This is a genomic window from Pseudarthrobacter sp. HLT1-3 (assembly GCF_059383535.1).
The window spans coordinates 222,897-247,558 of the sequence record NZ_JBWZCJ010000002.1 but is presented as its reverse complement, the minus strand read 5'-3'; the positions used below and the strand labels follow the sequence as shown (position 1 = coordinate 247,558).

The following is a 24,662-nucleotide window of genomic DNA, read 5'->3' as shown; positions in this document are numbered from 1 at the left end:
CAGATCAGACATGGCTGTGGCTGTGCGCCCCGGGTCCGGTGACCTGGAGTTCCGGTTCCTCCGCGTCGAGGATCTGGACCGTGCCCTTGGTGCCGTCCACGCGCAGCCGCTGCCCCGTTTTGATCGTGGTGGACGCCGAGCCGGTGCCGGTCACGGCCGGAAGGCCGTATTCCCGGCAGACGATCGCCGCGTGGCTCATCATGCCGCCGATGTCGGTGACCGTGGCCTTGATCTTGCCGAAGATCGGACCCCACGACGGGGCCGTGACGGTGGCGACCAGGATCTCGCCCTGCTGCACCTCGGAGAGCTGGTCGGCGTCGGTGACCACGCGGGCCAGGCCTTCGACGACGCCGGGCGAGGCTGCCATGCCGCGCAGGCCGCCGCCCTCGACCGCCTCGCCGGCGCCCAGCCACTGCTGGACCTGTTCCGTGGTGATGCCCCAGAGCATCCGGGTGAACGGTTCGGTGATGATTTCCGGCGGGGTGTTCAGCGCCGGGGCCGGGCGGGCGGTCTTGAGCGCATCCACGATCCCGCGGCGGCGCTCGATCTCTTCCGGCCAGTAGTCCGGGCCGATCGGCTTGGCGCCGACGCCCCAGCCGGTGACCAGGTCAAAGAGCGCGTCACGGACCTCGTTGCGGCCCAGGTAGAGCAGGTCGTCCGGTTCGGTCCAGAAGCCCTCGGCCTGCATCATGCGGCTGAGCTCGCGGATCTTGCGCCAGAAAACACCCATGGTCCAGTGCTCGATGTAGAAGTTGTGGTTCTCCACGTACGGGTAGGCGGTGGCGGCGAGCCCGCGCTTGGCGTCGAAGAGGCCCTGGTTTTCGCCTTCCAGCAGGTCCCGGTATTCCTCGATGATGCGGTCGCGTTCGATGATCAGGGCCTCGACCGGGCGCATGATCTCCTGGCCCTCGTCGACGCGGCGGATGTAGTCGGCGATGTAGCCGAGCGGGATTTCCTGGTGTTCGTTCCAGTACTTGTCGTGGCCGTAGAAGCCGTTGCCCACGGTGAAGTTGAACCACGGGTCCTTGGCCGCCTCGTACTGGGCCGTCCAGCGGTCCCCGCCGGGGGCCGCCGCGACGGCAGCGAGGGTGGCCTCGACGTCGTCCGTGTTGGAAAAATGCGGCTGCAGCTTGAGTTCGACGGCCAGTTTGGCCAGCCCCTTCAGCTCGTCATCCGGGCGGAAGAGTTCCATGTCCACGCCCTGCACCATGGTGGCGATGGACTGGTCCGGGATGTTGGGGAAGACCTGCTTGCAGAAGTTGAAGAAGTCCAGGTAGGCGATGTAGCCGAGGTTGAGGAACTCGAAGTGGTACTGCCAGTTCTGGTAGGCCAGCTGGATCAGCCGGTCGTAGCTCTCCAGCAGTTTCTCGGAGCCGTCCTTGCCCTTGCCGGCGAGGATGTCCTCCATCGGGACCACGTCCGGGAGCTTGGGGAAGGAGATGGTTTCCATCTCGTCGATGGTGCCCTTGACCTTGACGTGCCACTGCTTGAGGAGCTGGTCCCAGTTCTGGAAGTAGTGGCCCACCCGCTGTTCGAACAGGGGCACCCGCGCGGCGATCTGGTCCTCCGGCACCGGAATGGGCGACATGTAGAGGTAGCCCAAATGGACGCGGAACTCGATGCCGTTGGCGTTGGGGATCATCAGGTGCCGGGCGTTGTACTGGCCCAGGCACTTGACCGCGAATTCGCCGCCGATGGTTTCGAAAGGCTTGAACACGGTGGGCCAGTGCTGGCTGTCGCAGAACCAGAACTTGGCGTCCTCCTGGTCCTTGAGCTTGTCCTGGAAGACCAGGTAGTACGGGTAGATCTTTTCCCAGCCCTCGGCGCCGGCGGGGACCGCAAGCTCGGAGGGTTTGGGGAAGGACTTCAGGGACATGGCGGTCCTTTCAATACGGGCTCGGCGGTGAGCCTGGGGAACGAAGCGGACTAGCGGGTCAAAACTTGTCAGATCGAGGGCTTCAGTAGGGACGCGGTAATGCTGCTGAGGCTGAAGCCGGCGGAGGCCGGCGGCGTGGCGGACGGTCCTGTGGCGGACGACGGCGTGGTGCCGCCCGCCGTCGTGGTGGCCGGCGTCGTTGTGGGGGCGGGGGTGGCCGCAGAGGCTGCCGGGCTGAGTCCGCTGAAGTAGCCGCCCGCGCTGGCAGCCGACGGGACGGTCGGCTTGGAGGAGTGCACGGTTTCGGGGCGGGACTGCAGCAACAGGAGGTTTTCGCCGTCGGGCAGGTCCGCGTCCAGGGCCCACTCGATGTCCTGCGGGCACTTGTAGTGCTTTTCCGCGCGCTTGGCCATCTGCGCGACGGCGGTCAGTTCGGCGTCGCTGAGGCTGCGGCGGCCGCGGCGTTCGGCGTCGACCTCCTGCTCCACCAGCCGGCCGGCAACGGCGTCCGGGACAAGTTCGGCATGCTTGTCGCCGAGGTGTTCGGAGATGACCGTCAGGGTGACCTTGTCCAGCATGATGTTGTCCGGGGTGACCTGGCCGGATACCACCATCTCGCCGACCCCATAGGAGGAGTCAATCGTGATCTTGGAGCGGTCGCCGTTGGTGGGGTCCATGGTGATGGCGACGCCGGAGACGCGGGCGTTGACCATCTTCTGCACCACGACGGCCATGGACAGGCCCTCGTTGGGGATGTTGTTTTTGAGCCGGTAGATGATGGCGCGGGAGGTGAAGAGCGAGGCCCAGCACTGCCGGATGTGCTCGGTGACGGCTTTGACGCCGGCGAGCCAGAGGTAGGTGTCCTGCTGGCCGGCGAAGGAGGCGTCGGGGAGGTCTTCGGCGGTGGCGCTGGAGCGGACGGCCACCGGGACGGGTGCGTCGAAGCGGGACATCAGGGCTTCGTAGGCGCCGACGGTGAGCTCACGCATCGCTTGCGGCACCGGGCGGGAGCAGATGTCCTCGCGGATGGCGGCGGAGACCTTGTCGACCTGGCCCATATCCTCGGGGTCCAGGTCGGCGAGGAGCTGGTGGATGTGCCGGGTGATGCCGGCTTCCTCCATAAACGTGTCGAACTGGGCCGTGGTGACCACAAACCCGGGCGGGACGGGCATGCCGGCGGAGGTCATGGTGACCAGGGAGGCGCCCTTCCCGCCGAGGTTTTCGAGCTTCGGTTCGATGCCGCCGTCGAAGAACTGGATATATTCGTTGCTTTGCATATTTCTCAGGCCTTCCAGCTGACGGGGACGGTCTCGGGGACGCGGAAGGAGAGGTTTTCCCGGAAGCCGATGGCTTCCGGGTTCTCCAGCTGCAGGCCGGGGGCGAGCCGGGCCACTTCCTCGAGGGCGATTTTGGCCTGGAGCTTGGCGAGCATGTTGCCCAGGCAGTAGTGGATGCCGAACCCGAAGGAGAGGTGCTCGCGGGCATTGGGGCGGGTAATGTCGAAGTCCTCACCGGCGCTGAATTTGTTCTCGTCGCGGTTGGCGGAGCCCATCAGGAGCAGCAGCTGCGCGCCCTCTTCGATGGCGACGCCGCCGACTTCCGTGTCCTTGAGGGCCTTGCGGCGCCAGCCGACGATCGACCCGGCGTAGCGCAGGACCTCATCGATGGCGGCGGGGATCTTCTTGGGGTCCTCGATGAGCTGCTTCCACTGCTCGGGTCGGGCCAGCAGCTCGCGGAGGGCGTTGGAGATCAGCGTGGTGGTGGTCTCGTGGCCGGCGAACAGCAGGCTGTAGAGGACGGAGGCGATCTCGTGGTCGGAGATCTCCGCACCCTCCTGCTGGGACTTCACGAGGTCCCCGGTGAGGTTGTCGCCGCCTTGCTCATGGGCCACCTTGACCAGGCGCAGGCACTCCTGCCAGTACTCCACGAGGTTGTGGGCGTGCGGGATCTGTTCCTCGTCGCTGAGGTCGCCCCAGGTCATGGCCGCCCGGGAATCGCTCCAGCGTTTGAACGTGTCCACCTGGGACACGTCGGCGCCGATGAGGGTGAGAATGGTGATGGTCGGGACGTCGTAGGCGAGGTCCTTGACCATGTCGCCGTGGCGGTCCGGCCGGGCCAGCATCTTTTCGAGCAGCTCGACGACGTTCTGCCGGATGAAGGGCTCAAGCGCCTTGTAACGGCGGGGCGTGAAGGCCTTCTGGACCACGGCGCGGATGCGGGTGTGCTCCGGCGGGCGGCGGGCGGAGAGGCCCGAGTACGCGGTGAAGCCGCCGTCTTCCATGATCTTCTTTGCTGCGTCGCCGCGTTCCCGGACGGGGGCCTGGGCGTTTTCGCTGGAGAAGGTCTCCCAGTCCTCGAAGACGGCCTTGATGTCGTCATAGCGGGAGACGACGTAGAGGCCGACCCGCTCGTCGAACATCACCGGCTGCTCGGCCCGGAGTTCTGCGTAGGCCGGGAAGGGATTCTTCATCTGGAACGGCTCGTAGCCGTGGTGCCCTGCGGGTGCCTCGGCGCCGTGTCCAAAGGGACAGCGGCCGGCCGTATCCGTCGACGATGACATCTAAGCTCCTTGGTTTGAGTTCCGCCGGCAGCGCCAGTGCATGCCGGGGTTCTTCTCACCAGTGTGGTCCCCATCACTCCCGGAACGCAGCGTTCACTTCCACTGAGCGGAAGTGAGTTATCTTCCGCCCGGGGTGGTGCGGGCCGGCCGCGGTCGGGGGGGCACTTCGACACGGACATGCCGCCAACTAAGCCGCCGACGTCGAATATTGCCCCTCAAAGTGCCCCCGGACGGACACCACCGGCCGCACCGCAAGGCTGCCGGCCACCCCGGGGCCGGTAGCCTCTCCTCCGCCAACCGCGCCCCGATCGCCCGGCTAACCCGCCCCATTGGACAGCGTCCGGCCAAGCCCTGGGAGCCCCCGGCCGCGGTCCGGGGGCACTTCGACACGGACACGCCGCCCCTTCTAAGCCGCCGACGTCGAATGTTGGCACCAAAGTGCCCCCGGACGGACGCTGCCCGGCCGCAACGTAAGGCCGCCGGCCACCCCGGGCAGCCGGCAGCCGTGCTGCGGGGTGCTAGACCATAGCGAGGATCGCGCCGATCAGTCCGTGCCGGCGACGTGGCTGCCGAGCAGCGTTTCCAGCGGGATCCTGGCCGTGGCGCGCTCAATCTGGGCGGCGATTCCCCGCAGCACGGGCAGGTGCCGGGTCATCGTGGCGGCCTGGCTGGTGGGCAGCACAAGGCCGATCGACGCGCCGATCCTGCCGGTATGGAAGACCGGGACCGCGATCGAGCAGGAGCCCAGCCGGACTTCCTCCAGGGTGGTGGCGTAGCCCTGCTCCCGGATCTGGGCCAGCTCAGCAGCCAGCTTTGTGGGGTCCACGTGGGTGTGGGCGGTGTGGCGCGCCAGCTGCCGGTTCAGGTAGGCGTCCCGGACCCATTCCTCCTCAAAGGCGAGGATGACCTTTCCGACGGCGGTCGCGTGCATGGGCAGCCGGCCGCCGACCCGACCGGCGCGGGGCACCCGCCTGGAGCCGTAGACCCGGTCGATGTAGAGCACGTCACGGCCGGCCCGGACTGCCAGATGCGCGGTTTCGCCGGTGAGCGAAAAGAGGTCCTGAACGTAGGGCCGCGCCGCGTCGCGCAGCTGCCTCCCGGTGTTCTGGGCGAGCTCCCAGAGGCGGATGCCGAGCTGGTAGCGGCCGTTGGGCTCGCGCGCGAGGAATCCCCAGTCCGTGAGCTCGTTGACCAGACGGTGGGCGGTGCTCAGGGGCAGTCCGGATTTCTCGGCGATATCGGTGAGGCTGAGGGCACCCCGGGACTTTTCGAAGGCTTCGAGAATGGAAAGGACCTTCGAGGTCACGGTCCTGCCTGGTTCGCGGCTCCCGCCGGCCATCCTGACCTCCTTGTCGCGGGCCTAATGCCAGCTTCGTTATCTGGCTTGGCCGTCAGCCGGGCCGTCGGGCTGCCCGGGATCGAGTGTAGTCCGCAATTGCCGGCTCCTGGCCGTGCGGTCCGGAAACCAAGCAACGCGGGGTCACTTAGCGCCAGTGCCGTGGCCGCAGATGGCCGCTAAGTGACTCCGCGTTGGGGGTCGTAGTTTGGTCGACGCCGTCGTATGTCCGATGTGCAGTGCTGTGACACGAAAGGCGCCGCGGGAAAGTCTCCCCGCGGCGCCATAGTTTCACTGGGTCAATCGCGTTGCCCTCTGGGATCGTTGTCCCCTACGCCGGAACAACCGCAGGCGCGGGTTCCCGGACCAGTTCATTTGCGAGGTCGACGGCCAGATCTCCGACGACCTGTCCGAACAGCAGCCCGCCCTTGGCTGCGGTGGAGCCCGCGGCCGATGACAGGCAACCGGTGGCGGGTGTCCGGTCCGGCACGACCGGGAGCCTGTCGAAGCGCGGCAGAACCGCGGCAGGACCGTCGACCAGGCGGTCAATGGCTACCCGGGCCGGTTCGAGGTGGAGCATGAGGGAGGTTTCCAGGACCCCGCCGTGTTCGATTTCCCAGCCCGGGAAGCCATCGGGGTAGACCTGCCTCAGCGTCTCCTCGCTGACAAAGTCCCAGTATGAGAGCAGCAGCACGCTCTGCTCCGCCCCGGGCTTGATGCCCAACTCGTCAAGGGCAAGGTCGATTCCCTCGTACAGGAACTGGTAGTTCTCGAAGTGGCCGTTGATTAACACCACGTGCCGGACGCCCTGGTTGAGGAAGGACTTGACCAGGTTTCGCGCCACGTTGATGAGGGTGGCGCCATCCAGGCTGGTCGTACCGGAGAGGTGGTTGCCGCCGCCGGACTTCTGCTGCGACTTGTACCCGTATGCGATCGGCTGGGCAACCAGGGCACCCAGCCGTCGGGCAACACCCTCCGCGAAGTGGGATGACAGGATGGTGTCCGTTCCCAGCGGCAGGTGTGGGCCGTGCTGCTCCAGGGACCCGACGGGAATGAGGACGATCGCCTCCCCGGAGGCCAAGGCTTCGCGGTAGGCAAAGGCATCCAGGTCTTCCAGAAATACTGACTTGTCCATGCTGGTGGTGCTCCTCGTTAGTGCGCTGGTGGCGACGACCGCCGCCACCAGGGTGATCTCCTGGTCAGTGGCCGGTGTGGGGCGCGAATACGGCGGGACGGTTGGCCGTCCCGATGGCGGATTCCTCGGGGGCGGCTCCGGTGTCGCTGCGGAGGTTCAGGTAGCGGCGGTGGAACCGCGGGCCCATGACGGCGTAGGCTGCGGCGCTGGTCAGGCCGCCGGCGAGCCAGGAGAGGTCCCATCCGCCGAGGGCCACGGCGATCGGGCCCTGCATTGCGGGGACCAGCCCGTACATGAACAGCCACGTGGAGAAGATGCCGATGAGCAGGGATGCGATGCCTGCCGGGTTCACGGCTGGCAGGCGCCTGGTGCCGACGGCGTCGAAGAGCCGGGCCGGGTCGCCGGGCCAGCGCTTGTCGAGCCAGAAGTAGTGGACCAGCATGACTCCGCCCCAGGCCGCTACCCAGGCGACGAGGCCGATCAGCCAGGCATCCAGGACGGCGGCGAAGTCTTCCTGGAAGATGAAGAAGACGACGGCGGCGAGGGAGAATACCCCGACGAAGAGGTTGAGCTTGCGGCGGCTGATGGTGATGTCGAGCGCCTGAGTAGCTACGGAGAAGGTGTAGATGTTGAGGATGTTGGTGGCGATCGGACCGTGCAGAACCATCAGCAGCACCGGAAGTGCCATCACGCCGAAGTTCTGCACAATCAGCTTGCCGGGGTCGATCTCACCGCTGTTAGTGGCAAGGCTGGCGCCCAGGATGCCGAGCCAGACAACGGGGATGAACTGGCCCAGTACTGAGGCCAGGTAGAGCTTGCGCCTGGGGACTTCGGTGCTGACGAAGCGGGAGTAGTCGGCGGCGTAGGTGAACCAGGTGATGCCCCAGCCGATACCGATGGCCGTCATGACTGCGCTCATCGCGGCGATCCGTTCGGAGCCTTCGAGGATGTTGCCGGCGGGGCCGGCGTAGGTCCAGTTGATCTTCATGCCGAACCAGGCGACGACGGACATCACGGCGAGGATGATGATGGTCGGCGGGACCGTCCACTTTTCGAACGCGGCGATGGCCTTGTAGCCGAACCAGGCGATAGCGACCTGTGCGGCCATGATGGCGGTGGCGACGCCGATCTTCCAGGCATAGTTGTGGGCTGTCGGGTCCACCCAGCCGAGGGTGCCGAAGAGTGCCATGACCAGGTCCAGGATGATCCAGGTGTTGACGGCGCACCAGCCGATGACCAGCAGCGCCTGGATGGCTGCCGGCAGGTAGTTCCCCTGCCGGCCGAAGGCGGCCCGGGCCAGCACCATGCCGGTGGCCCCGGTCTTTTGGCCGAGGAGCACAAAGCAGCCGAAGAGCAGCATGCCGATCAGGTTCCCCAGAACCAGAACGAGGACTGTGTCGGAGAATCCGAGGCCGAGGTGGATGCCGAGGGCGCCGAGCACCCAGTTGATCGGGGCGAGGTTGGCGCCGGCCCAGATCCAGAACTGACCGGAGACTTTCCGGGTGCGCTGGGATTCGGGAATGGGCTGGAGCCAGGCCTCGTGGTCTATGTGGTCTTCGTTGACCACCGGACCGGCGGGAACCGCTGGGGATTTTTCAGGCATTGGAGCCTCCGTGAGAGTTTTAGGTCCTTCAAGGTTATGTGGCGTGCACCACATCCACCTATATAGAATGTGTCTAGTTAATGTTTGTTCTATGCGACGGAGTGTCATGACAATACGCCTTCAGGATGTCCTGGACCACCCGACGCTGTCCGTCGCTGACCCCGTAATCCGCGCTGCGGCCGGCACAGCGGCCAGCACGCAGCTCCGCTGGATCCACTCCAGCGAGATCCTGGACATCGCTCCCCTGCTTGACGGCGGGGAGCTGCTGCTGACGGGAGGCGAGGCTTTGGCTCACGTCTCCGAGGAACGGCAGATCATGTACGTCCGCCAACTGGCAGAGCGGGGGGTGGCCGCGCTGGCAATCGAAACCGGCATAGCTCTCCCCTCACTCCCGTCCGCGATGGTGTCGGCCGCCGAGGCAGCCGGCCTTCCGCTCATCGAACTCCGAAAAGTGGTGCCGTTTGTTGGTGTGATGCAGGCCATCAACTCGACACTGGTCAGCGAGTCGGTTTCCCAGTTGCGGCGTGCCGACGAGGCGAGCCACGCGATGGCCGTCGAGCTGGCTCACGGCGGCAGCCTGGACCGGATCCTGGCGGTGCTCGCCGGCATCATCAACGCCGAGGTGACCCTGGCTTCCCTAACGGGCGCAACGCTGGCCAGCGCAACAGCAGGCATCGCCGAGAACGACGAAACCGCCAGCTCTGGGGCTACCGGCCAGGTTCACGCCCGCCTGATCCACATTGACGTGCCGGTACGCGGAATCCTTGCGGCTCAGCTGGTGCTCCGGGTCCCCGCCAACGAGGACGAAAACCTTGCCCGCACTGCCGGAAAACGCTCGGTGGATATCCTGGCCCTGGCAATGCTGCAGCGGATGTCGCCAGGGCTCCGGGAGGTTGCGGGAGCTGCCTTGATGCGCGCGATTGATTCCCGCAGCCAGCCGTGGCGGCTTCAGCAGTTGGCCTCGGCAGCAGGCATTCCGGTCTCCGATCCGCTGGTGGCCCTGGTGGTTCGGTCGGATACGTCCCAACAGCTGCGGACGTCGGTGGAGCAGCTGCTGGCCCGGGCCGCGCACTCCCACGCCACGTACGTTGACAACGCCGAGCTGCTCGCGGTGGCCAGCCTTGGGGCCGATGCGCAGGAAGAGCGCCGGCAAAAGCTTTTGGCAGGCCTGCTGGTTCTTCCGGCCCTGGCCAGAACGCTCGCGGCCGTTGGCCCCTTGGTGGCAGGTGTGTCGGATGCTCCCTGGTCGCTATCCGAGGCCAAGCTCACGCTGGAATTGGCGGCCTCCCGGGAGCAGTCCCGTCCCGAAGCTGGCGGCACTCACCATCCCGTCATCGACGCGGAGGCGTTCGCGGTGGAACGGCTCGCCGTTCAGTCGCTGGACCCCTATCAACGGCGGAACTTCGTGCGCCAGCAACTGGGGCCACTTCTGGACCATGATGCACACCGTAGTTCGCGGCTGCTCGAGACCCTGGTCACGTGGCTGGATTGCGGATGCAACACCGCCCAAGCTGCGAGGGAGCTGCATCTGGAACGTCAATCGATGCACCAGCGGCTCCGTCGGATCTTTGAACTCTGCGGCGGTGACCCCCGGGAAACGGGACGGCTGGCGGCCCTGCACTTGGCGGCCAGCCTCGCCAGAATCGTCTGAGACGTCAAGCCGGCTGGAGGGTAGGCTCGATTGGTCGCCCGGCTCGCCTGGGACGCTGGGCCTGACTGGGGGCCCGGCTCGCCCGAGTCCTAGCTCTGGCCGGTGCGTTCCGGGTTTCCGGGCGGGCGTCCGCCCAGCCGGGTGGTGACCCGGTCCGCTGCGGCGGCGCAGGCCTCGCCCAGGCTTTGAAGCCGGTCGCGGGAAACGCGGAAACGGGGCGCCGGGATGAGGACGCCGGCCACGATGTTGCCGCGGTGGTCATACACGGGCGCGGCGACGCCGACTTCGTCGATGGATGATTCGCCGTAGTTGATGGCCCAGCCGCGGCGGATGACGTCGCCGAGTTTGATCTGGTAGCCGTCGAGGCTGGCATCATCCAGCCCCGGGTAGGTGATCGCCCCGCTGCGCAGCAGGGACTTCACCCGCTCCGCGGGCTCGGTGGAAAGAAAGACCTGCACGGACGCGCTCATGGCGTCCTGGTACCGGGCTCCCAACGGGGTGGTGTGCTTGATCTGGTGGTGGCTGGCGATCTGTTCCACGCACATCGATTCGGTGCCGTTCCACACCATCAGGGCGCTGGTTTCGCCGGTTTGTTCGGTGAGTTCACGCAGGACCGGGTAGGCCACCCGGCGTTCCTCCAGTTCGGCGAGCAGCGGGCCAGCGATGGCGATCAGCCCCAGTCCGAGACGGAACCGGCGCGTTTCCGGGTCACGTTCCACCAGGTGTTCCTGTTCGAAGGTGGCCAGGATCCGGGAAACGGTGCTTTTGTGCAGACCGACCCGGTTGGCGATCTCGGTGACTCCGAGCAGCGGTTCGTCGGCGGTGAAGGTCCTCAGCACGGCGATGGCGTTGACGATGACGGAGGTGCCCTTGGTGTCGCCGTTTCCGGTGGTCTCGGGGGATTCTGCTGTAGTCATGGTGTCCACCATCATTCCGCATTAAGGGCCAGAAGCGGCGCCACGTGGAACGTGGCGCCGCTTGTTCGCGGATCAGGGGTGGTTAGGCACCCACGATGTTGTATTCCGGGCCGAAGGGGAACTTGGTGATGTTCTCGGCCCCGTCCTCGCCGACCACCAGGATGTCGTGCTCGCGGTAGCCGCCGGCGCCGGGCTGCCCGTCCAGGACCGTGATCATCGGTTCCATCGAGACAACCATGCCCGGTTCCAGCACCGTGTCGATGTCCTCGCGGAGCTCGAGACCGGCTTCACGGCCGTAGTAATGGCTGAGCACGCCGAACGAGTGTCCGTAGCCGAAGGTCCGGTTGGCCAGCAGTCCGTGGCCCACGTAGATCTCGTTCAGTTCCGCGGCGATGTCCTTGCAGACGGCTCCCGGCTTGATGAGTTCGAGGCCGCGCTTGTGGACCTCCACGTTGATGTTCCACAGCTCCAGGGAGCGGGCGTCGGGTTCGCCGTAGAACAGGGTGCGCTCCAGGGCGGTGTAGTAGCCGGACGTCATGGGGAAGCAGTTCAGGGACAGGATGTCGTGTTCCTGGATTTTCCGGGTGGTGGCCCAGTTGTGGGCGCCGTCGGTGTTGATGCCGGACTGGAACCAGACCCAGGTGTCGCGGATTTCCGAGTTCGGGAAGGTCCGGGCGATTTCGTGGACCATGGCTTCTGTGCCGATCAGGGCGACCTCGTATTCGGTTATCCCGGCGGTGATGGCGTTGCGGATGGCTTCGCCGCCCAGGTCGCCGATGCGGGCACCGTGCTTGATGACCTCGATCTCTTCGGCCGACTTGATCATGCGCTGGCGCATGGCCGCCTGGGCGACGTCGACGAGGGTGGCGGATTCAAAGGCTGCCTGGATCTTGTTGCGGTTATCCAGCGGGAGTGAGTCGTCCTCGACGCCGATCCGGCGCGGGGAAATGCCGCGGGTGCGGAGCGCCTCCTGGATGGCGAAGATGTAGTTGTCCCGGCGCCAGTCCGTGTAGACAACGTTGTCGCCGTAGCTGCGGCGCCACGGCATGCCGGCGTCGATGTTGGCCGTGACGGTCACGGTGTCGTCCTTGGTGACCACCATGGCGTAGGAGCGGCCGAACGAGGTGAAGAGGAAGTCGGAGTAGTACTTGATGGAGTGGTAGCTCGTCAGGACGACGGCGTCCAGGCTCTTCTCCGCCATGATGCGGCGCAGCCCTGCCAGCCGGCGCTCAAACTCGGTATCGGAGAACGTGAGGCTGACCTTCTTGCCATTGTTCAGGACCTTGAGGCGCTCCAGCTTGGTGACGTCGTTGGCGGCTTCGAATTGCGTGCTGGTCATGGTGTGTTGCCTTTCTTCAATGAGAACTTTGAGCGGTTGCGTTCTGAGCAACGCTGTTGCAACAGGCTATGCGTGACCGAGGACACAGTCAAGGCCTATTTTCCTGAGTGCTGTGGAAATCAACCAATCCCTGTCGCAAAGAAGAAAGTGATTGACGCAACACCGTCGTCCACCTAGAGTTGCAACAAACGCAACACTGTTGCATTCGTCTAGAAGTTTTCTTGAACCGAGAGAGGCCGCCATGACGGGCACCCTGAACCAACCCCTGGCCAGCGTCGACGCTGACGTCGCACGCGCCATCGACCATGAGCTGGAACGCCAGCAGTCCACCCTTGAGATGATTGCCTCGGAGAATTTCGCGCCGGCCTCGGTCATGGAGGCGCAGGGCTCGGTCCTGACGAACAAGTACGCCGAGGGTTACCCTGGCAAGAGGTACTACGGCGGCTGCGAGCACGTTGATGTGATTGAGCAGCTGGCGATCGACCGGGTCAAGGCCCTGTTCGGTGCGGAAGCTGCGAACGTGCAGCCGCACTCCGGTGCGCAGGCCAACGCCGCGGCGATGTTTGCCCTGCTGGAACCGGGCGATACCATCATGGGACTGTCGCTGGCGCACGGCGGGCACCTAACCCACGGGATGCGCATCAACTTCTCCGGCAAGCTCTACAACGTCGTCCCCTACCATGTGCGCGAATCCGATATGACCGTTGACATGGCTGAAGTCGAGGCCCTGGCCCTGGAGCACCGCCCGAAGATGATCGTGGCTGGCTGGTCCGCGTACACGCGCCAGCTCGACTTCGCGGAGTTCCGTCGCATCGCCGACGCCGTGGGCGCGTACCTCATGGTCGATATGGCGCACTTCGCCGGCCTCGTCGCCGCCGGGTTGCACCCGAACCCGGTGCCCTTTGCCGACGTCGTCACCACCACCACGCACAAGACCCTGGGGGGCCCGCGCGGAGGCGTAATCCTCAGCCGTGAGTCCCTGGCGCGCAAGATCAACTCCGCCGTTTTTCCCGGCCAGCAAGGCGGGCCGCTGGAACACGTCATCGCCGCAAAGGCCGTTTCCTTCAAAATCGCCGCAAGCGATGAGTTCAAGGACCGGCAGCAACGCACCCTGGAAGGGGCCAAGATCCTGGCCGAGCGCCTGCTCGCACCGGACGTCGCCGAATACGGGATCTCCGTGGTGGGCGGCGGAACCGAGGTGCACCTGGTCCTGGTGGATCTGCGCAACTCGGCCCTGGATGGGCAGCAGGGTGAGGACCGTCTGCACCGGATCGGCATCACGGTCAACCGCAACGCCGTCCCGTTCGACCCCCGCCCGCCGATGGTCTCCTCCGGGCTGCGGATCGGCACCCCGGCGCTGGCCACCCGCGGCTTCGGCCCGGCCGAATTCACCGAGGTTGCCGACATTATCGCCGAGGCCATTAAGGGCGAGCTCAGCGACGAGTCGGCCGTACTCCTCCGTGACCGCGTCACGGTCCTCGCCGAGAAGTTCCCCCTGTACCCGCACCTTGGCGCAACCGCGGCACCGGCCCTCGAGGCAAAACTGATTGGAGCAGCACAATGAGCACGGAACAGCTTCCGGAGCACCCGGAATTCCTCTGGCGCAACCCGGAGCCGAAGTCCTCTTACGACGCCGTGATTGTCGGCGGCGGCGGGCACGGCCTCGCCACCGCCTATTACCTGGCCAAGAACCACGGCATGACCAACATCGCCGTCCTGGAAAAGGGCTGGCTGGCCGGCGGGAACATGGCGCGGAACACCACGATCATCCGCTCCAACTACCTCTGGGACGAGTCCGCGGCGATCTACGAGCACGCCCTGAAGCTCTGGGAGATCCTGCCGGAGGAACTCGAGTACGACTTCCTGTTCAGCCAGCGCGGGGTAATGAACCTTGCCCACACCCTGGGCGACGTGCGCGAAAGCATGCGCCGGGTCGGGGCGAACAAGCTCAACGGCGTGGATGCCGAGTGGCTTGACCCGAAGCAGGTCAAGGAACTCTGCCCCATCCTGAACATCAACGACAACATCCGTTACCCGGTGATGGGCGCGACCTACCAGCCGCGCGCCGGGATCGCCAAGCATGATCACGTTGCCTGGGCCTTCGCCCGCAAATGCGATGAGATGGGCGTGGACATCATCCAGAACTGCGAGGTCACCGGCTTCCTGAAGGACGGCAACCGCGTGGTCGGCGTCAAGACCAACCAGGGCACCATCCACACCGAAAAAGTCGGTCTCTGCGCCGCCGGACACAGCTCCGTGCTCGCCGAAATGGCCGGGTTCCGGCTGCCCATCCAGTCCCACCCGCTCCAGGCGCTCGTGTCCGAACTCCACGAACCCGTCCACCCCACCGTGGTCATGTCCAACCACGTCCACGTCTACGTCTCCCAGGCCCACAAGGGCGAACTGGTGATGGGCGCCGGCGTCGACTCCTACAACGGCTACGGCCAGCGCGGATCCTTCCACGTGATCGAGCACCAGATGGCAGCCGCCGTCGAACTCTTCCCGATCTTCGCCCGCGCCCACGTGCTACGGACCTGGGGCGGGATCGTGGACACCACCCTGGACGCCTCCCCCATCGTCGGCACCACCCCGGTGGAGAACATGTTCGTCAACTGCGGCTGGGGAACCGGCGGCTTCAAGGGCACCCCCGCCGCCGGGCTGACCTTCGCGCACACCATCGCCACCGGCGCACCGCACATCCTGAACAAACCCTTTGCCCTCGAGCGCTTCGAAACCGGCGCCCTGATCGATGAACACGGCGCCGCCGCCGTGGCCCACTAGAAAGAGGTACGGACATGCTCCTGATTCCCTGCCCCAACTGCGGCCCCCGGGACGAAACCGAATACCACTACGGCGGCCAGGCCCACGTGCCTTACCCCGAAAACCCGGCAGAACTGACCGACCGGCAATGGGCCGAGTACCTGTTCTACCGCGACAACACCAAAGGCGCGTTCGCCGAACGCTGGCTGCACAGCACCGGCTGCCGGCAATGGTTCAACATGCTCCGCGACACCGTCACCTACGACATCCAGGCCGTCTACCCCATGGGCCAGCTCCGCCCCGCCACGGGAACCACAGCCCCCACCGTTCCCAGCCCCGTCTCCCCGGAAGGAGCAGTCAAATGACCGCTCAGCCGCAGCCCGCGCGTCTGTCCACCGGCGGACGCATTGACCGCAGTGTCACCTGGCGCTTCACCCTGGACGGCGAGGAATTCACCGGCCACCCCGGCGACACGCTGGCCTCGGCCCTGCTCGCGAACGGCCGGATCGCGGCCGGCAACTCGCTGTACGAGGACCGGCCCCGCGGCATCATGTCCGCCGGGGTCGAGGAATCCAACGCCCTCGTCAAGGTCGCCGCCCGCTTCCCGGGCCACGTCGCCGAATCCATGCTCCCCGCCACCACGGTGACCCTTGTGGACGGACTCAGCGCCGAACTGCTCAACGGGCTCGGAAAGCTGGACCCGGAGGAGGACCACGCCGAGTACGACAAGAAGTACGTGCACACCGACGTCCTCGTGGTCGGCGGCGGCCCCGCCGGCCTGGCCGCGGCCCGCGAAGCCGTCCGGAGCGGCGCCCGCGTCATCCTCATCGACGACCAGCCCGAGCTCGGCGGCTCACTGCTGTCCGGATCCACCGACCCGGCCCTCGCCGAGACCATCGAAGGGGTACCCGCCCTGGACTGGGTGTCCAATGTTGAAGCCGAACTGATCTCCGCGGCCGAGTGCACCGTCCTGAACCGCACGTCGGCGTTCGGTTCCTACGACGCCAACTACGTCATCGCGGCCCAGAACCGGACCGACCACCTCCTGACCCCGGCCGCGCCCGGCGTGTCCCGCCAGCGGATCTGGCACATCCGCGCCGCCCAGGTCATCCTGGCCCCCGGCGCCCACGAACGCCCGCTGGTCTTCGAAAACAACGACCGCCCCGGCATCATGCTCGCCTCCGCGGTCCGCAGCTACCTCAACCGCTACGCCGTGGCCGCCGGGAAGCGCGTGGTCATCAGCACCACCAACGACAGCGCCTACGCCCTGGCCGCTGACCTGAAGGCCGCCGGCATCCGCGTCGAAGCAGTCGTGGACGCCCGTCCGCAGCTGAGCGAGACCGCCGCCGCCGCAGCCGCCGCCGGCACCCGCGTCCTGGTAGGCAGCGCCGTGGCCAACACCACCGCTGCCGGAACCGACACTGTCGGAACAGGCGGCCGGCTCACCGGCGTCACCGTCCGGAGCCTCAACGACGACGGCGAACTCACCTCCGGCGTCGAACAGCTCGCCTGCGACCTGCTGGCCGTCTCCGGCGGCTGGTCCCCCGTAGTCCACCTGCACTCCCAGCGCCAGGGCAAGATCCGCTGGGACGAGAACCTGGCAGCATTCGTCCCCAGCAGTGTGGTCCCCAACCAGCAGGTGGCCGGTGCGGGCCGCGGCAGCTTCGCCCTCGAGGACTGCCTCGCCCAGGGCATCTCCGCCGGGGCAGCCGCCGTCGGCGCCGCCGGCTTCGACCCTGAAAACTCTGGCGCAGCCGTCGATCCAATGGTCTTTTCCGAGCCGAAGGCGTCCGCCCCGACCCGCCAGCTCTGGCTGGTGCCCGGGCAGGAAGGCGGTCCGGACGACTGGCACCACCACTTCGTCGACTTCCAGCGGGACCAGTCGGTGGCCGACGTACTCCGCTCTACCGGAGCCGGCATGCGCTCGGTGGAACACGTCAAGCGCTACACCTCGATCAGCACCGCCAATGACCAGGGCAAGACCTCCGGGGTGAACGCGATCGGCGTCATTGCCGCGGCACTGCGGCAGGTCGGCGAAGCGTCCCGGGGCATCGGCGAGATCGGCACCACCGCGTACCGCGCCCCGTTCACCCCCGTCGCGTTCGCGGCCCTGGCCGGACGCCAGCGCGGCGAACTCTTCGACCCGGCCCGGCTCACCTCCATCCACCCCTGGCATGTCGCCCACGGCGCCCTTTTCGAGGACGTCGGCCAGTGGAAGCGCCCCTGGTACTACCCGCAGGCCGGCGAGGACATGGACGCCGCCGTGCTCCGTGAGTGCGCCGCCGTCCGCGAGTCCGTGGGCTTCCTGGACGCCACCACCCTGGGCAAGATCGAGATCCGGGGCAAGGATGCCGGTGAGTTCCTGAACCGGATCTACACCAACGCGTTCAAGAAACTCGCTCCGGGGTCCGCCCGCTACGGCGTCATGTGCACCCCCGACGGCATGATCTTCGACGACGGCGTCACCCTCCGCCTCGACGCGGACCGGTATTTCATGACCACCACCACCGGCGGCGCCGCGAAGGTCCTGGACTGGCTGGAGGAATGGCTGCAGACCGAATGGCCGGAGCTGGACGTGCACTGCACCTCCGTCACCGAGCAGTGGTCCACCATCGCCGTCGTCGGGCCCAAGTCCCGCGCCGTTGTGGCGAAACTGGCCCCGGAACTGGCGGCCGACGGCGGTCTCGACGCCGAGGCGTTCCCGTTCATGGCGTTCAAGGAAACCACGCTGGCTTCCGGCGTGCAGGCCCGGATCTGCCGGATCTCGTTCTCCGGCGAACTGGCGTATGAAATCAACATCCCGTCCTGGTACGGGCTGAACACCTGGGAAGCCGTGGCAGCGGCCGGGGCGGAATTCAACATCACCCCGTATGGCACCGAAACCATGCACGTCCTCCGGGCCGAAAAGGGCTACCCGATCGTCGGGCAGGACACCGACGGTACCGTCACCCCGCAGGACGCCGGGATGGAATGGGTGGTCTCCAAGGTCAAGGACTTCATCGGCAAGCGCTCCTACGCCCGCAAGGACGCAGACCGCACCGACCGGAAGCACCTGGTCAGCGTCCTGCCCGTGGACGGCACCATCCGGCTCCCCGAAGGCACCCAGTTGGTGGAGCAGGGCATTCCGACCAACCCCGCCGACGGGCCCGTCCCGATGCAGGGCTTCGTGACCTCGAGCTACCACAGCGCGGCGCTGGGCAGGTCGTTTGCCCTCGCCCTGATCAAGAACGGCCGCAACCGCATCGGTGAGACCCTCGTGGCCGCCGCCGGGGACCAGTTGGTGGACGTTGTTGTCGCAGAAACCGTACTTTTTGACTCTGAAGGGACCCGCAAAGATGGCTGACACTGCAGCACTCAAGAACTCCAAGAAGATCCAGACCCTCCGGAAGAGTCCGGCGTCGCCGCTGGGCCAGGCATTCGAGTCCGGTTCCGTTCCGGGCACCGTGGAACTGCGGGAAGTGCCGTTCCTGACCATGGCCGGGCTCCGGGTCGATCCGGCCGGCGACGCCGGTGGACGCCTGGGCACCCTGACCGGGGGCCTGCCGTCCGCTTCGGGCGAGGTCCGGAGCAGCGGCGGCACCGCCGTGCTGTGGCTGGGCCCGGCCGAATTCCTGCTCGTGGCCCCCGCCGAATCCCACGAGAGCCTGGGCGGCGACCTGCCGCGCGCCCTGGTCGAGGCCCTGGGCGACGGGGAAGGCCAGGTGGTGGATCTCTCCGCCAACCGCACCACGCTTGAACTCTCCGGCCCGCGTGCCCGGGCCGTCCTGGAAAAGGGCTGCTCCCTGGACCTGCATCCCCGAGTCTTCAAGACCGGGACGGCGCTGTCCACGGAAATCGGCGGCATCCCGGCCGTCCTGTGGAAGAGCGCCGACGAGGCCTACCGGATCTTTCCGCGGGCGTCCTTTGCGGAGTTCCTGGGCCGCTGGCTCCTGGACGCCATGCGCGAGTATGCGTCCCCAGAGGTCCCCTGATGGCGCTGAGCGTCCTTGACCTCTTTTCTGTTGGCATCGGGCCGTCCTCCTCCCACACGGTCGGCCCGATGCGGGCAGCAAAACGCTTCGCGGACGGGCTCAAAAGCGACGGACAGCTAAGCTCGACGACGCGGGTGCAGGCCGAGCTGTTCGGTTCCCTCGGCGCCACCGGCCGGGGCCACGGTTCGGACAAAGCGGTGGTACTTGGACTCCAGGGTTTGGACCCGGAGACTGTAGACACCTCCACCGCCGATGACCAGGTCGCGGCCGCCGCGCTCGATGCCGAACTCCGGATCGGCGGGGAGCATCGCGTGGACTTCAACTGGGACGAGGACGTGGTGCTGCACCGCCGCAAGTCCCTCCCGGCCCACCCCAACGGCATGACCTTCCGGGCGCTGGACCACACCGGGGAGGTGCTCCGGGAACGCAGCTACTACTCGATCGGCGGCGGCTTCGTCGTGGACGGCACGGCCCAGGGCGCCGACCAGGTGGTCGCTGACGACACCGTGCTGCCCTATCCCTTCACCACAGCCGACGAGCTCCTGGCAATCTGTGCGCGGGAGGGCATGTCCATAGCCGACGTGATGCTCGCCAACGAACTGGTCTGGCGCAGCGAAGCCGAACTCCGGGAAAGACTCCTGGCGCTCTGGGCGGTCATGCGCCAGTGCGTGGAGAACGGCTGCGCGGCCGAGGGCATCCTGCCTGGCGGGTTGAAGGTCAAGCGGCGCGCCCCGGCGTTGTTCCGGACGCTGGCAGCATTCGCCGTCAGCGCCGAAGCGGCAGCCCAGGACCCGTACATCGTCCAGGTGCCCGCCGACCCGCTGCTCGCCATGGAGTGGGTGAACCTGTTCGCCCTCGCCGTCAACGAGGAAAACGCCGCCGGGGGCCGGATTGTCACCGCCCCCACCAACGGCGCCGCCGGGATCGTGCCGGCCGTCCTGCACTACTACGTCAAGTTCGTCCCGGGAGCCAACGACGACGGCGTCATCCGCTTCCTCCTGACGGCCGCCGCCGTCGGAATCCTGTTCAAGATCAACGCCTCCATCTCGGGGGCCGAGGTCGGCTGCCAGGGCGAGGTCGGATCGGCCTGCTCCATGGCGGCGGCCGGGCTGTGCGAAGTCCTGGGCGGCACCCCTGCCCAGGTGGAAAACGCGGCCGAAGTCGGGATCGAACACAACCTCGGCCTGACCTGTGATCCCGTCGGCGGACTGGTGCAGATCCCCTGCATCGAGCGCAACGCGATCGCCAGCGTCAAAGCCATCAACGCCGCCCGCCTGTGCCTGCACGGCGACGGCAGCCACAAAGTATCGCTGGACAAAGCCATCAAGACCATGCGAGAAACAGGAGCGGACATGAAAACGAAGTACAAGGAAACCTCCCGCGGTGGCCTCGCCGTGAATGTGATCGAGTGCTGAACCGTGGATACTCCGAATAGCAGCGCCGCGGAATACGTCCTGACCCTCGATTGCCCGGAAACGCGCGGACTCGTCCACGCCGTGTCCGGGTTCCTGCTCGATCAAGGCTGCGACATCCTGGAGAGCAAGCAGTTCGACTCGCAGGATGACGGCCACTTCTTTATGCGGCTCCACTTCGCGTCGGCCGGAGACCCTGATGGAGACTCGACCGGCGGACCGGCCGGCATTGAGTCGCTCCGGGAAGCCTTCGTGCCCGTCGCGGACAAATTCGGCATGCAGTGGCAACTGCGCGAACACGCGGCGAAACGCCGGGTCCTGATCATGGTCTCCAAATTCGAGCACTGCCTCAATGACCTGCTGTTCCGCGCCCGCATCGGCGAACTGCCCATCGAGATTGTCGGCGTCGTCTCAAACCATCCGGATCACCGCGGGATCGTGGAATGGCACGGCATCCCCTTCTTCCATGTGCCCGTCACAGCGGACACCAAGCCTGCAGCCGAAGCGCGTCTGATGGAGCTCGTCGACCGGCTCGACGTCGAACTGGTGGTCCTGGCCCGCTACATGCAGGTCCTCAGCGACGACCTCACCCGCCGGCTGGACGGCCGCGCCATCAACATCCACCACTCCTTCCTGCCCAGCTTCAAGGGCGCCAAGCCCTACCACCAGGCGCACGCCCGCGGCGTGAAGACCGTCGGCGCCACCGCCCACTACGTCAACGCGGAGCTGGATGAGGGCCCGATCATCTCCCAGCAGGTGGTAGAGGTGGACCACACCTTCGGAGCCGCCGACCTCGTGGCCGCCGGACGTGACACCGAGCGGAAAGCTCTGTCCAACGCCGTCCGCTGGCACTGCGAGGGACGCGTCTTCCTGCAGGGCAACAGGACCGTCGTGCTCCGCTGACCCTCCCCCGGGCGCCGCGCCGGCCGGACCGCGGCGCCGCACGGAGCGGACCGCGAGGCCGCCCGCACGCGTTCCCGCCCAGTTGCACCCCGCCACACCGCAGAAGCCCGGCGTGTTCCCCATGACCACGCCGGGCTTTGCCGTGTCCGGGCAGAAGCAACCGGGCAGGAGCGCTCGATATCCACCCGGCCATGCCGTTCCCTCTTCGGCGCCGCCGTGGCACACTGGGGGAACTATCGAGTGACTGGGGGGATTCCACGTCAGGAGATCGTCATGGGCACTGCGATGCACCCCCGCACTTCCTGCAGTTGGCGGGCGGTGAGCAACTCGTGATGATCGGCTGGGCCTACCTGATGGCGGCAATCATGACCATTGACGGGCTCCTGCTGGGACTGCTGCTGCTCAACGTGAAGTGGCCAAAGCACTGAGCCCGCGCACTGAGCGACCCGCTGAACCCAAACCCTTTCCGGCCGGGACGGCCGTCCGGGCCGGTTGACCTGATCCCCGGGCCGCATCCACTTTGCTGGCTAGGAAACATTTCCTGCGTGCGGGCGTAATTTTGGTATGTGGTCCACGCAACAGCTACAGTGTGAGGTGTGTCACCCACAAAAGACACATGCTTTTGATCTGCGGCGGGAGAGTCCTGCCGGTACGTTCGGCAGGCGCCGTAGGAGCAAATCCTCCCCAGGAATCTCTCAGGCCCACGTACCGCCGCGGCGAGGCAACTCTGGAAAGCAGTCCGGTTACCGGGCTCACCGAAGGTGCAAGCGGAACTCTGCAACATCAGGGTCCGCGGAAACTCTCAGGTCACAGACAGAGCGGGGAGGAACCCTACTCAAAGTGGCGCCCTTGGTGCCGCCTGAAATATGGAGTTCCCGCGTGACGAACCAGTCCTGCCCGTCGACATTCGCCGGCCGCCTCACCGGCGCCCGCGTCACCAGCGCCCCCGTCACTGCCGCCCGCCCCACCGGCGCCCGCGTCACCAGCGCCCGCCACACTGCCGCCCGCCGCCAGGCCGACGTCGACACCACTGCGAGCTCATCGGCCACCAAGCCGGGCACCGGCTTCGCCGCCCACTCTCTCTACCCCGGTCCCGCGGATCTCAAGATCCCGCTGCCGGAGTAGCCCTCAACGTGGTACCGGTCCCGGTTCTTGGGGGACCGGAACCGGTACCACCCCGGCCGTTGACCGGTAGTCCGCCGCCGTCGTTCGCACAAGTTGTTCTCACTAAAGGTATTCACCATGGCTGTTGGAGTCTTCGATCTTTTTTCCATCGGGATTGGGCCGTCCAGTTCGCACACTGTCGGTCCGATGCGGGCCGCGGCGGTGTTCGCTGAGGAGTTGAAGGCCTCCGGTGTGCTGGACCGGGTGGCGGGACTGCGGGTGGATCTGTACGGGTCGCTGGCCGCGACCGGGCACGGGCACGGCACGATGACGGCGATCCTGCTGGGCCTGGAAGGCTTCCACCCGGAGCTGATCCTGCCGGCGGAGGTGGAGCAACGCCTCGCGGCGATCGCGGAGACCGGCACCCTGCAACTCGCCGGGGCCGGTGCGGGGGTGGCGCTGCCGTACGGGGTGCAGGACATGGTGCTGCGGCCGCTGACGATCCTGCCGCGGCACACCAACGGGATGACGTTCACGGTCTCCGACGCCGCCGGTGCGGTGCTGCACACGGCGACGTTCTTCTCCGTGGGCGGCGGGTTCATCGTCCGCGAGGGCGAGGAGGACGCGGCGCTGAAGGAACTCGATGAATCCAAGAAGGAACTCCCGCTGCCGTTCCGGACCGCCGCGGAACTGCTGGGCCGCTGCCAGGCCAAGGGCCTCTCGATCGGGGAGATCATGTTCATCAACGAACGCGCCTCCCGCACCGAAGCCCAGATCCGGGAGGGGCTGCTGCACATTTACTCCGTGATGGAGGCCTGCGTCCAGGTCAGCCTGGGCCGCGAGGGCCTGCTCCCGGGCGGGCTGAAGGTCCGCCGCCGGGCACCGGACTGGCACGACCGGCTCCTGAAGGAGGACAAGGACCGGGACCCGAAGTACTGGCAGGAATGGGTGAACCTGATCGCGCTGGCCGTGAACGAGGAAAACGCCTCCGGCGGGCGCGTCGTGACCGCCCCGACCAACGGCGCCGCCGGGATCATCCCCGCCGTGCTCTACTACGCACTGCACTTCGCCCCCGGCATGGACAAAGCCACCCAAACCGACCGTGACGACGTCGTGGTGAAGTTCCTGCTGACCGCCGCGGCGATCGGGGTGCTCTACAAGGAACAGGCCTCGATCTCCGGGGCCGAGGTCGGCTGCCAGGGCGAGGTCGGCTCGGCGTCCTCGATGGCCGCCGCGGGCCTGGCCGAAGTCATGGGCGGCACCCCGCAGCAGGTCGAAAACGCCGCGGAAATCGCGATGGAACACAACCTCGGCCTGACCTGCGACCCGATCGGCGGGCTCGTGCAGATCCCCTGCATCGAACGCAACGCGATCGCCGCCGCGAAAGCCATCAACGCCGCCAAAATGGCCCTCTGGGGCGACGGCACCCACCGCGTCTCCCTCGACGAAGTCATCATCACCATGCGCGAAACCGGCAAGGACATGAGCTCCAAATACAAGGAAACCGCCATGGGCGGCCTCGCCGTCAACGTCGTCGAATGCTGATTCCCTAACGCTCCTGCTTCTTGAGGGCCCAGTCGTGGTCCCTAATTGTTCAGCGCCGCCCACAGGTTCAGGGACGAGGCGAACACCAGCCAGGACAAATAGGGGAGCATCAGGAGCCCGGCGGTGCGGCTGATCGGGCCAAAGCGCAGCACCGTGACAGCCACCGCGATGGCCAGTGACACGATGATGATGAAGCCGACCCAGAGGGCCGAGGAGCCGAGCCGCGGGTACAGGCCGAAGAACACCGGCGTCCACAGCAGGTTCAGCACCAGCTGCACTGCGTAGGCAGTGAGGGCAGGCCGGGTGCCTTCGGCGCGGCGGCGCCAGACCAGCCAGGCGGCTACGGCCATGGCGATGTAGAGGAGGGTCCAGACCGGTCCGAACACCCAGTTCGGCGGCGACCAGGGCGCCTTGTCGGCGGTGGCATACCAGCCGTTGACGTTGGAGGCGGTTGCCAGTCCGCCGAGCCCGGCGACCAGCGCGGAGGCCGCGAGAAAGCCCAGGAGCACCAGTAGTTGGGTGCCCATCGCACGCCTACCGGCAGCGTGTC

General features: G+C 66.7%; 20 protein-coding genes and 1 riboswitch. Of the genes, 11 read left to right on the top strand and 9 right to left on the bottom strand.

Features of this window, described 5'->3' with window-relative positions; translation table 11 throughout:
• Positions 1–4: 4 nt before the first annotated feature.
• From AC50X9_RS02840 to AC50X9_RS02815, 6 genes are all read right to left on the bottom strand, one after another.
• Positions 5–1,876: a PEP-utilizing enzyme gene (locus AC50X9_RS02840; RefSeq protein WP_494889971.1), complete on the bottom strand. Its 1,872-nt coding sequence runs from the start codon at positions 1,874–1,876 to the stop codon at positions 5–7.
• Between the two features lie 68 nt (positions 1,877–1,944).
• On the bottom strand, positions 1,945–3,153 hold the full coding sequence (locus tag AC50X9_RS02835; protein WP_494889969.1) for a PEP/pyruvate-binding domain-containing protein: 1,209 nt from the start codon (positions 3,151–3,153) through the stop codon (positions 1,945–1,947).
• A 5-nt stretch (positions 3,154–3,158) separates the two neighbouring features.
• Complete coding sequence (locus AC50X9_RS02830; protein WP_494889967.1) at positions 3,159–4,436, bottom strand: cytochrome P450; 1,278 nt, start codon at positions 4,434–4,436, stop codon at positions 3,159–3,161.
• Positions 4,437–4,980: 544 nt separating this feature from the next.
• Positions 4,981–5,775: an IclR family transcriptional regulator gene (locus AC50X9_RS02825; RefSeq protein ID WP_494889964.1), complete on the bottom strand. Its 795-nt coding sequence runs from the start codon at positions 5,773–5,775 to the stop codon at positions 4,981–4,983.
• 328 nt (positions 5,776–6,103) lie between these two features.
• Positions 6,104–6,907, bottom strand: coding sequence for a creatininase (locus tag AC50X9_RS02820; protein WP_494889961.1), 804 nt, complete (start codon positions 6,905–6,907; stop codon positions 6,104–6,106).
• Positions 6,908–6,971: 64 nt separating this feature from the next.
• Positions 6,972–8,510 carry a purine-cytosine permease family protein gene (locus tag AC50X9_RS02815; protein WP_494889958.1) on the bottom strand — a complete coding sequence of 513 codons (1,539 nt, stop codon included), beginning with the start codon at positions 8,508–8,510 and terminating at the stop codon, positions 6,972–6,974.
• Positions 8,511–8,616: 106 nt separating this feature from the next.
• On the opposite strand from AC50X9_RS02815, the gene AC50X9_RS02810 reads away from it, so the two are divergent.
• Positions 8,617–10,161, top strand: a complete 1,545-nt coding sequence (locus tag AC50X9_RS02810) for a PucR family transcriptional regulator (protein WP_494889954.1) — start codon at positions 8,617–8,619, stop codon at positions 10,159–10,161.
• A gap of 89 nt (positions 10,162–10,250) precedes the next feature.
• Here the strand turns inward: AC50X9_RS02810 and AC50X9_RS02805 are convergent, their stop codons facing one another.
• Both AC50X9_RS02805 and AC50X9_RS02800 read right to left on the bottom strand, forming a co-directional pair.
• Positions 10,251–11,078 (bottom strand): IclR family transcriptional regulator, encoded by an 828-nt coding sequence (locus AC50X9_RS02805; RefSeq protein ID WP_494889952.1) that lies wholly within the window; start codon positions 11,076–11,078, stop codon positions 10,251–10,253.
• Positions 11,079–11,160: 82 nt separating this feature from the next.
• A complete protein-coding gene (locus AC50X9_RS02800) occupies positions 11,161–12,417 on the bottom strand; it encodes an aminopeptidase P family protein (protein WP_494889950.1) in 1,257 nt (418 codons plus the stop codon).
• A 241-nt stretch (positions 12,418–12,658) separates the two neighbouring features.
• Between AC50X9_RS02800 and glyA the strand changes: the two genes are divergently transcribed.
• The 10 genes from glyA to AC50X9_RS02750 all read left to right on the top strand — a co-directional run bounded on the left by glyA (position 12,659) and on the right by AC50X9_RS02750 (position 24,112).
• Complete coding sequence (gene glyA, locus AC50X9_RS02795; RefSeq protein ID WP_494889948.1) at positions 12,659–13,981, top strand: serine hydroxymethyltransferase; 1,323 nt, start codon at positions 12,659–12,661, stop codon at positions 13,979–13,981.
• Complete coding sequence (locus AC50X9_RS02790) at positions 13,978–15,198, top strand: sarcosine oxidase subunit beta family protein (protein WP_494889946.1); 1,221 nt, start codon at positions 13,978–13,980, stop codon at positions 15,196–15,198. The genes glyA and AC50X9_RS02790 overlap by 4 nt, the downstream gene beginning before the upstream one ends.
• Before the next feature lie 14 nt (positions 15,199–15,212).
• The gene (locus tag AC50X9_RS02785) at positions 15,213–15,542 is read left to right on the top strand and encodes a sarcosine oxidase subunit delta (protein ID WP_494889944.1); all 330 of its coding nucleotides are present in this window, start codon (positions 15,213–15,215) and stop codon (positions 15,540–15,542) included.
• Positions 15,539–18,520, top strand: a complete 2,982-nt coding sequence (locus AC50X9_RS02780) for a 2Fe-2S iron-sulfur cluster-binding protein (RefSeq protein WP_494889942.1) — start codon at positions 15,539–15,541, stop codon at positions 18,518–18,520. Before AC50X9_RS02785 ends, AC50X9_RS02780 begins: the two co-directional genes overlap by 4 nt.
• Positions 18,513–19,148, top strand: coding sequence for a sarcosine oxidase subunit gamma (locus tag AC50X9_RS02775; protein ID WP_494889940.1), 636 nt, complete (start codon positions 18,513–18,515; stop codon positions 19,146–19,148). The genes AC50X9_RS02780 and AC50X9_RS02775 overlap by 8 nt, the downstream gene beginning before the upstream one ends.
• Positions 19,148–20,563 (top strand): L-serine ammonia-lyase, encoded by a 1,416-nt coding sequence (locus AC50X9_RS02770; protein WP_494889936.1) that lies wholly within the window; start codon positions 19,148–19,150, stop codon positions 20,561–20,563. Before AC50X9_RS02775 ends, AC50X9_RS02770 begins: the two co-directional genes overlap by 1 nt.
• Before the next feature lie 3 nt (positions 20,564–20,566).
• Positions 20,567–21,463: a formyltetrahydrofolate deformylase gene (purU, locus tag AC50X9_RS02765; protein ID WP_494889933.1), complete on the top strand. Its 897-nt coding sequence runs from the start codon at positions 20,567–20,569 to the stop codon at positions 21,461–21,463.
• A gap of 191 nt (positions 21,464–21,654) precedes the next feature.
• Positions 21,655–21,891 carry a hypothetical protein gene (locus AC50X9_RS02760; protein WP_494889929.1) on the top strand — a complete coding sequence of 79 codons (237 nt, stop codon included), beginning with the start codon at positions 21,655–21,657 and terminating at the stop codon, positions 21,889–21,891.
• A gap of 195 nt (positions 21,892–22,086) precedes the next feature.
• Positions 22,087–22,184, top strand: a riboswitch (glycine riboswitch).
• Between the two features lie 158 nt (positions 22,185–22,342).
• The gene (locus AC50X9_RS02755; RefSeq protein WP_494889927.1) at positions 22,343–22,588 is read left to right on the top strand and encodes a hypothetical protein; all 246 of its coding nucleotides are present in this window, start codon (positions 22,343–22,345) and stop codon (positions 22,586–22,588) included.
• 117 nt (positions 22,589–22,705) lie between these two features.
• Positions 22,706–24,112, top strand: coding sequence for an L-serine ammonia-lyase (locus tag AC50X9_RS02750; RefSeq protein WP_494889925.1), 1,407 nt, complete (start codon positions 22,706–22,708; stop codon positions 24,110–24,112).
• A 41-nt stretch (positions 24,113–24,153) separates the two neighbouring features.
• On the opposite strand, the gene AC50X9_RS02745 is transcribed toward AC50X9_RS02750, so the two are convergent.
• Entirely contained in the window at positions 24,154–24,639 is a 486-nt protein-coding gene (locus AC50X9_RS02745; RefSeq protein ID WP_494889923.1) for a TspO/MBR family protein, read from the bottom strand.
• Between the last annotated feature and the right edge of the window lie 23 nt (positions 24,640–24,662).

Excerpts from the sequence above, each read along its gene's own strand:
- AC50X9_RS02770 (WP_494889936.1), top strand. The coding sequence starts at position 19,148 with ATGGCGCTGAGCGTCCTTGACCTCTTTTCTGTTGGCATCGGGCCGTCC.
- AC50X9_RS02760 (WP_494889929.1), top strand. The coding sequence starts at position 21,655 with ATGCCGTTCCCTCTTCGGCGCCGCCGTGGCACACTGGGGGAACTATCG.
- AC50X9_RS02790 (WP_494889946.1), top strand. The coding sequence starts at position 13,978 with ATGAGCACGGAACAGCTTCCGGAGCACCCGGAATTCCTCTGGCGCAAC.
- AC50X9_RS02840 (WP_494889971.1), bottom strand. The coding sequence starts at position 1,876 with ATGTCCCTGAAGTCCTTCCCCAAACCCTCCGAGCTTGCGGTCCCCGCC.
- AC50X9_RS02810 (WP_494889954.1), top strand. The coding sequence starts at position 8,617 with ATGACAATACGCCTTCAGGATGTCCTGGACCACCCGACGCTGTCCGTC.
- AC50X9_RS02750 (WP_494889925.1), top strand. The coding sequence starts at position 22,706 with ATGGCTGTTGGAGTCTTCGATCTTTTTTCCATCGGGATTGGGCCGTCC.
- AC50X9_RS02820 (WP_494889961.1), bottom strand. The coding sequence starts at position 6,907 with ATGGACAAGTCAGTATTTCTGGAAGACCTGGATGCCTTTGCCTACCGC.
- AC50X9_RS02785 (WP_494889944.1), top strand. The coding sequence starts at position 15,213 with ATGCTCCTGATTCCCTGCCCCAACTGCGGCCCCCGGGACGAAACCGAA.
- glyA (WP_494889948.1), top strand. The coding sequence starts at position 12,659 with ATGACGGGCACCCTGAACCAACCCCTGGCCAGCGTCGACGCTGACGTC.
- AC50X9_RS02780 (WP_494889942.1), top strand. The coding sequence starts at position 15,539 with ATGACCGCTCAGCCGCAGCCCGCGCGTCTGTCCACCGGCGGACGCATT.
- AC50X9_RS02835 (WP_494889969.1), bottom strand. The coding sequence starts at position 3,153 with ATGCAAAGCAACGAATATATCCAGTTCTTCGACGGCGGCATCGAACCG.
- AC50X9_RS02745 (WP_494889923.1), bottom strand. The coding sequence starts at position 24,639 with ATGGGCACCCAACTACTGGTGCTCCTGGGCTTTCTCGCGGCCTCCGCG.
- AC50X9_RS02830 (WP_494889967.1), bottom strand. The coding sequence starts at position 4,436 with ATGTCATCGTCGACGGATACGGCCGGCCGCTGTCCCTTTGGACACGGC.
- AC50X9_RS02775 (WP_494889940.1), top strand. The coding sequence starts at position 18,513 with ATGGCTGACACTGCAGCACTCAAGAACTCCAAGAAGATCCAGACCCTC.
- AC50X9_RS02825 (WP_494889964.1), bottom strand. The coding sequence starts at position 5,775 with ATGGCCGGCGGGAGCCGCGAACCAGGCAGGACCGTGACCTCGAAGGTC.
- AC50X9_RS02805 (WP_494889952.1), bottom strand. The coding sequence starts at position 11,078 with ATGACTACAGCAGAATCCCCCGAGACCACCGGAAACGGCGACACCAAG.
- AC50X9_RS02800 (WP_494889950.1), bottom strand. The coding sequence starts at position 12,417 with ATGACCAGCACGCAATTCGAAGCCGCCAACGACGTCACCAAGCTGGAG.
- AC50X9_RS02815 (WP_494889958.1), bottom strand. The coding sequence starts at position 8,510 with ATGCCTGAAAAATCCCCAGCGGTTCCCGCCGGTCCGGTGGTCAACGAA.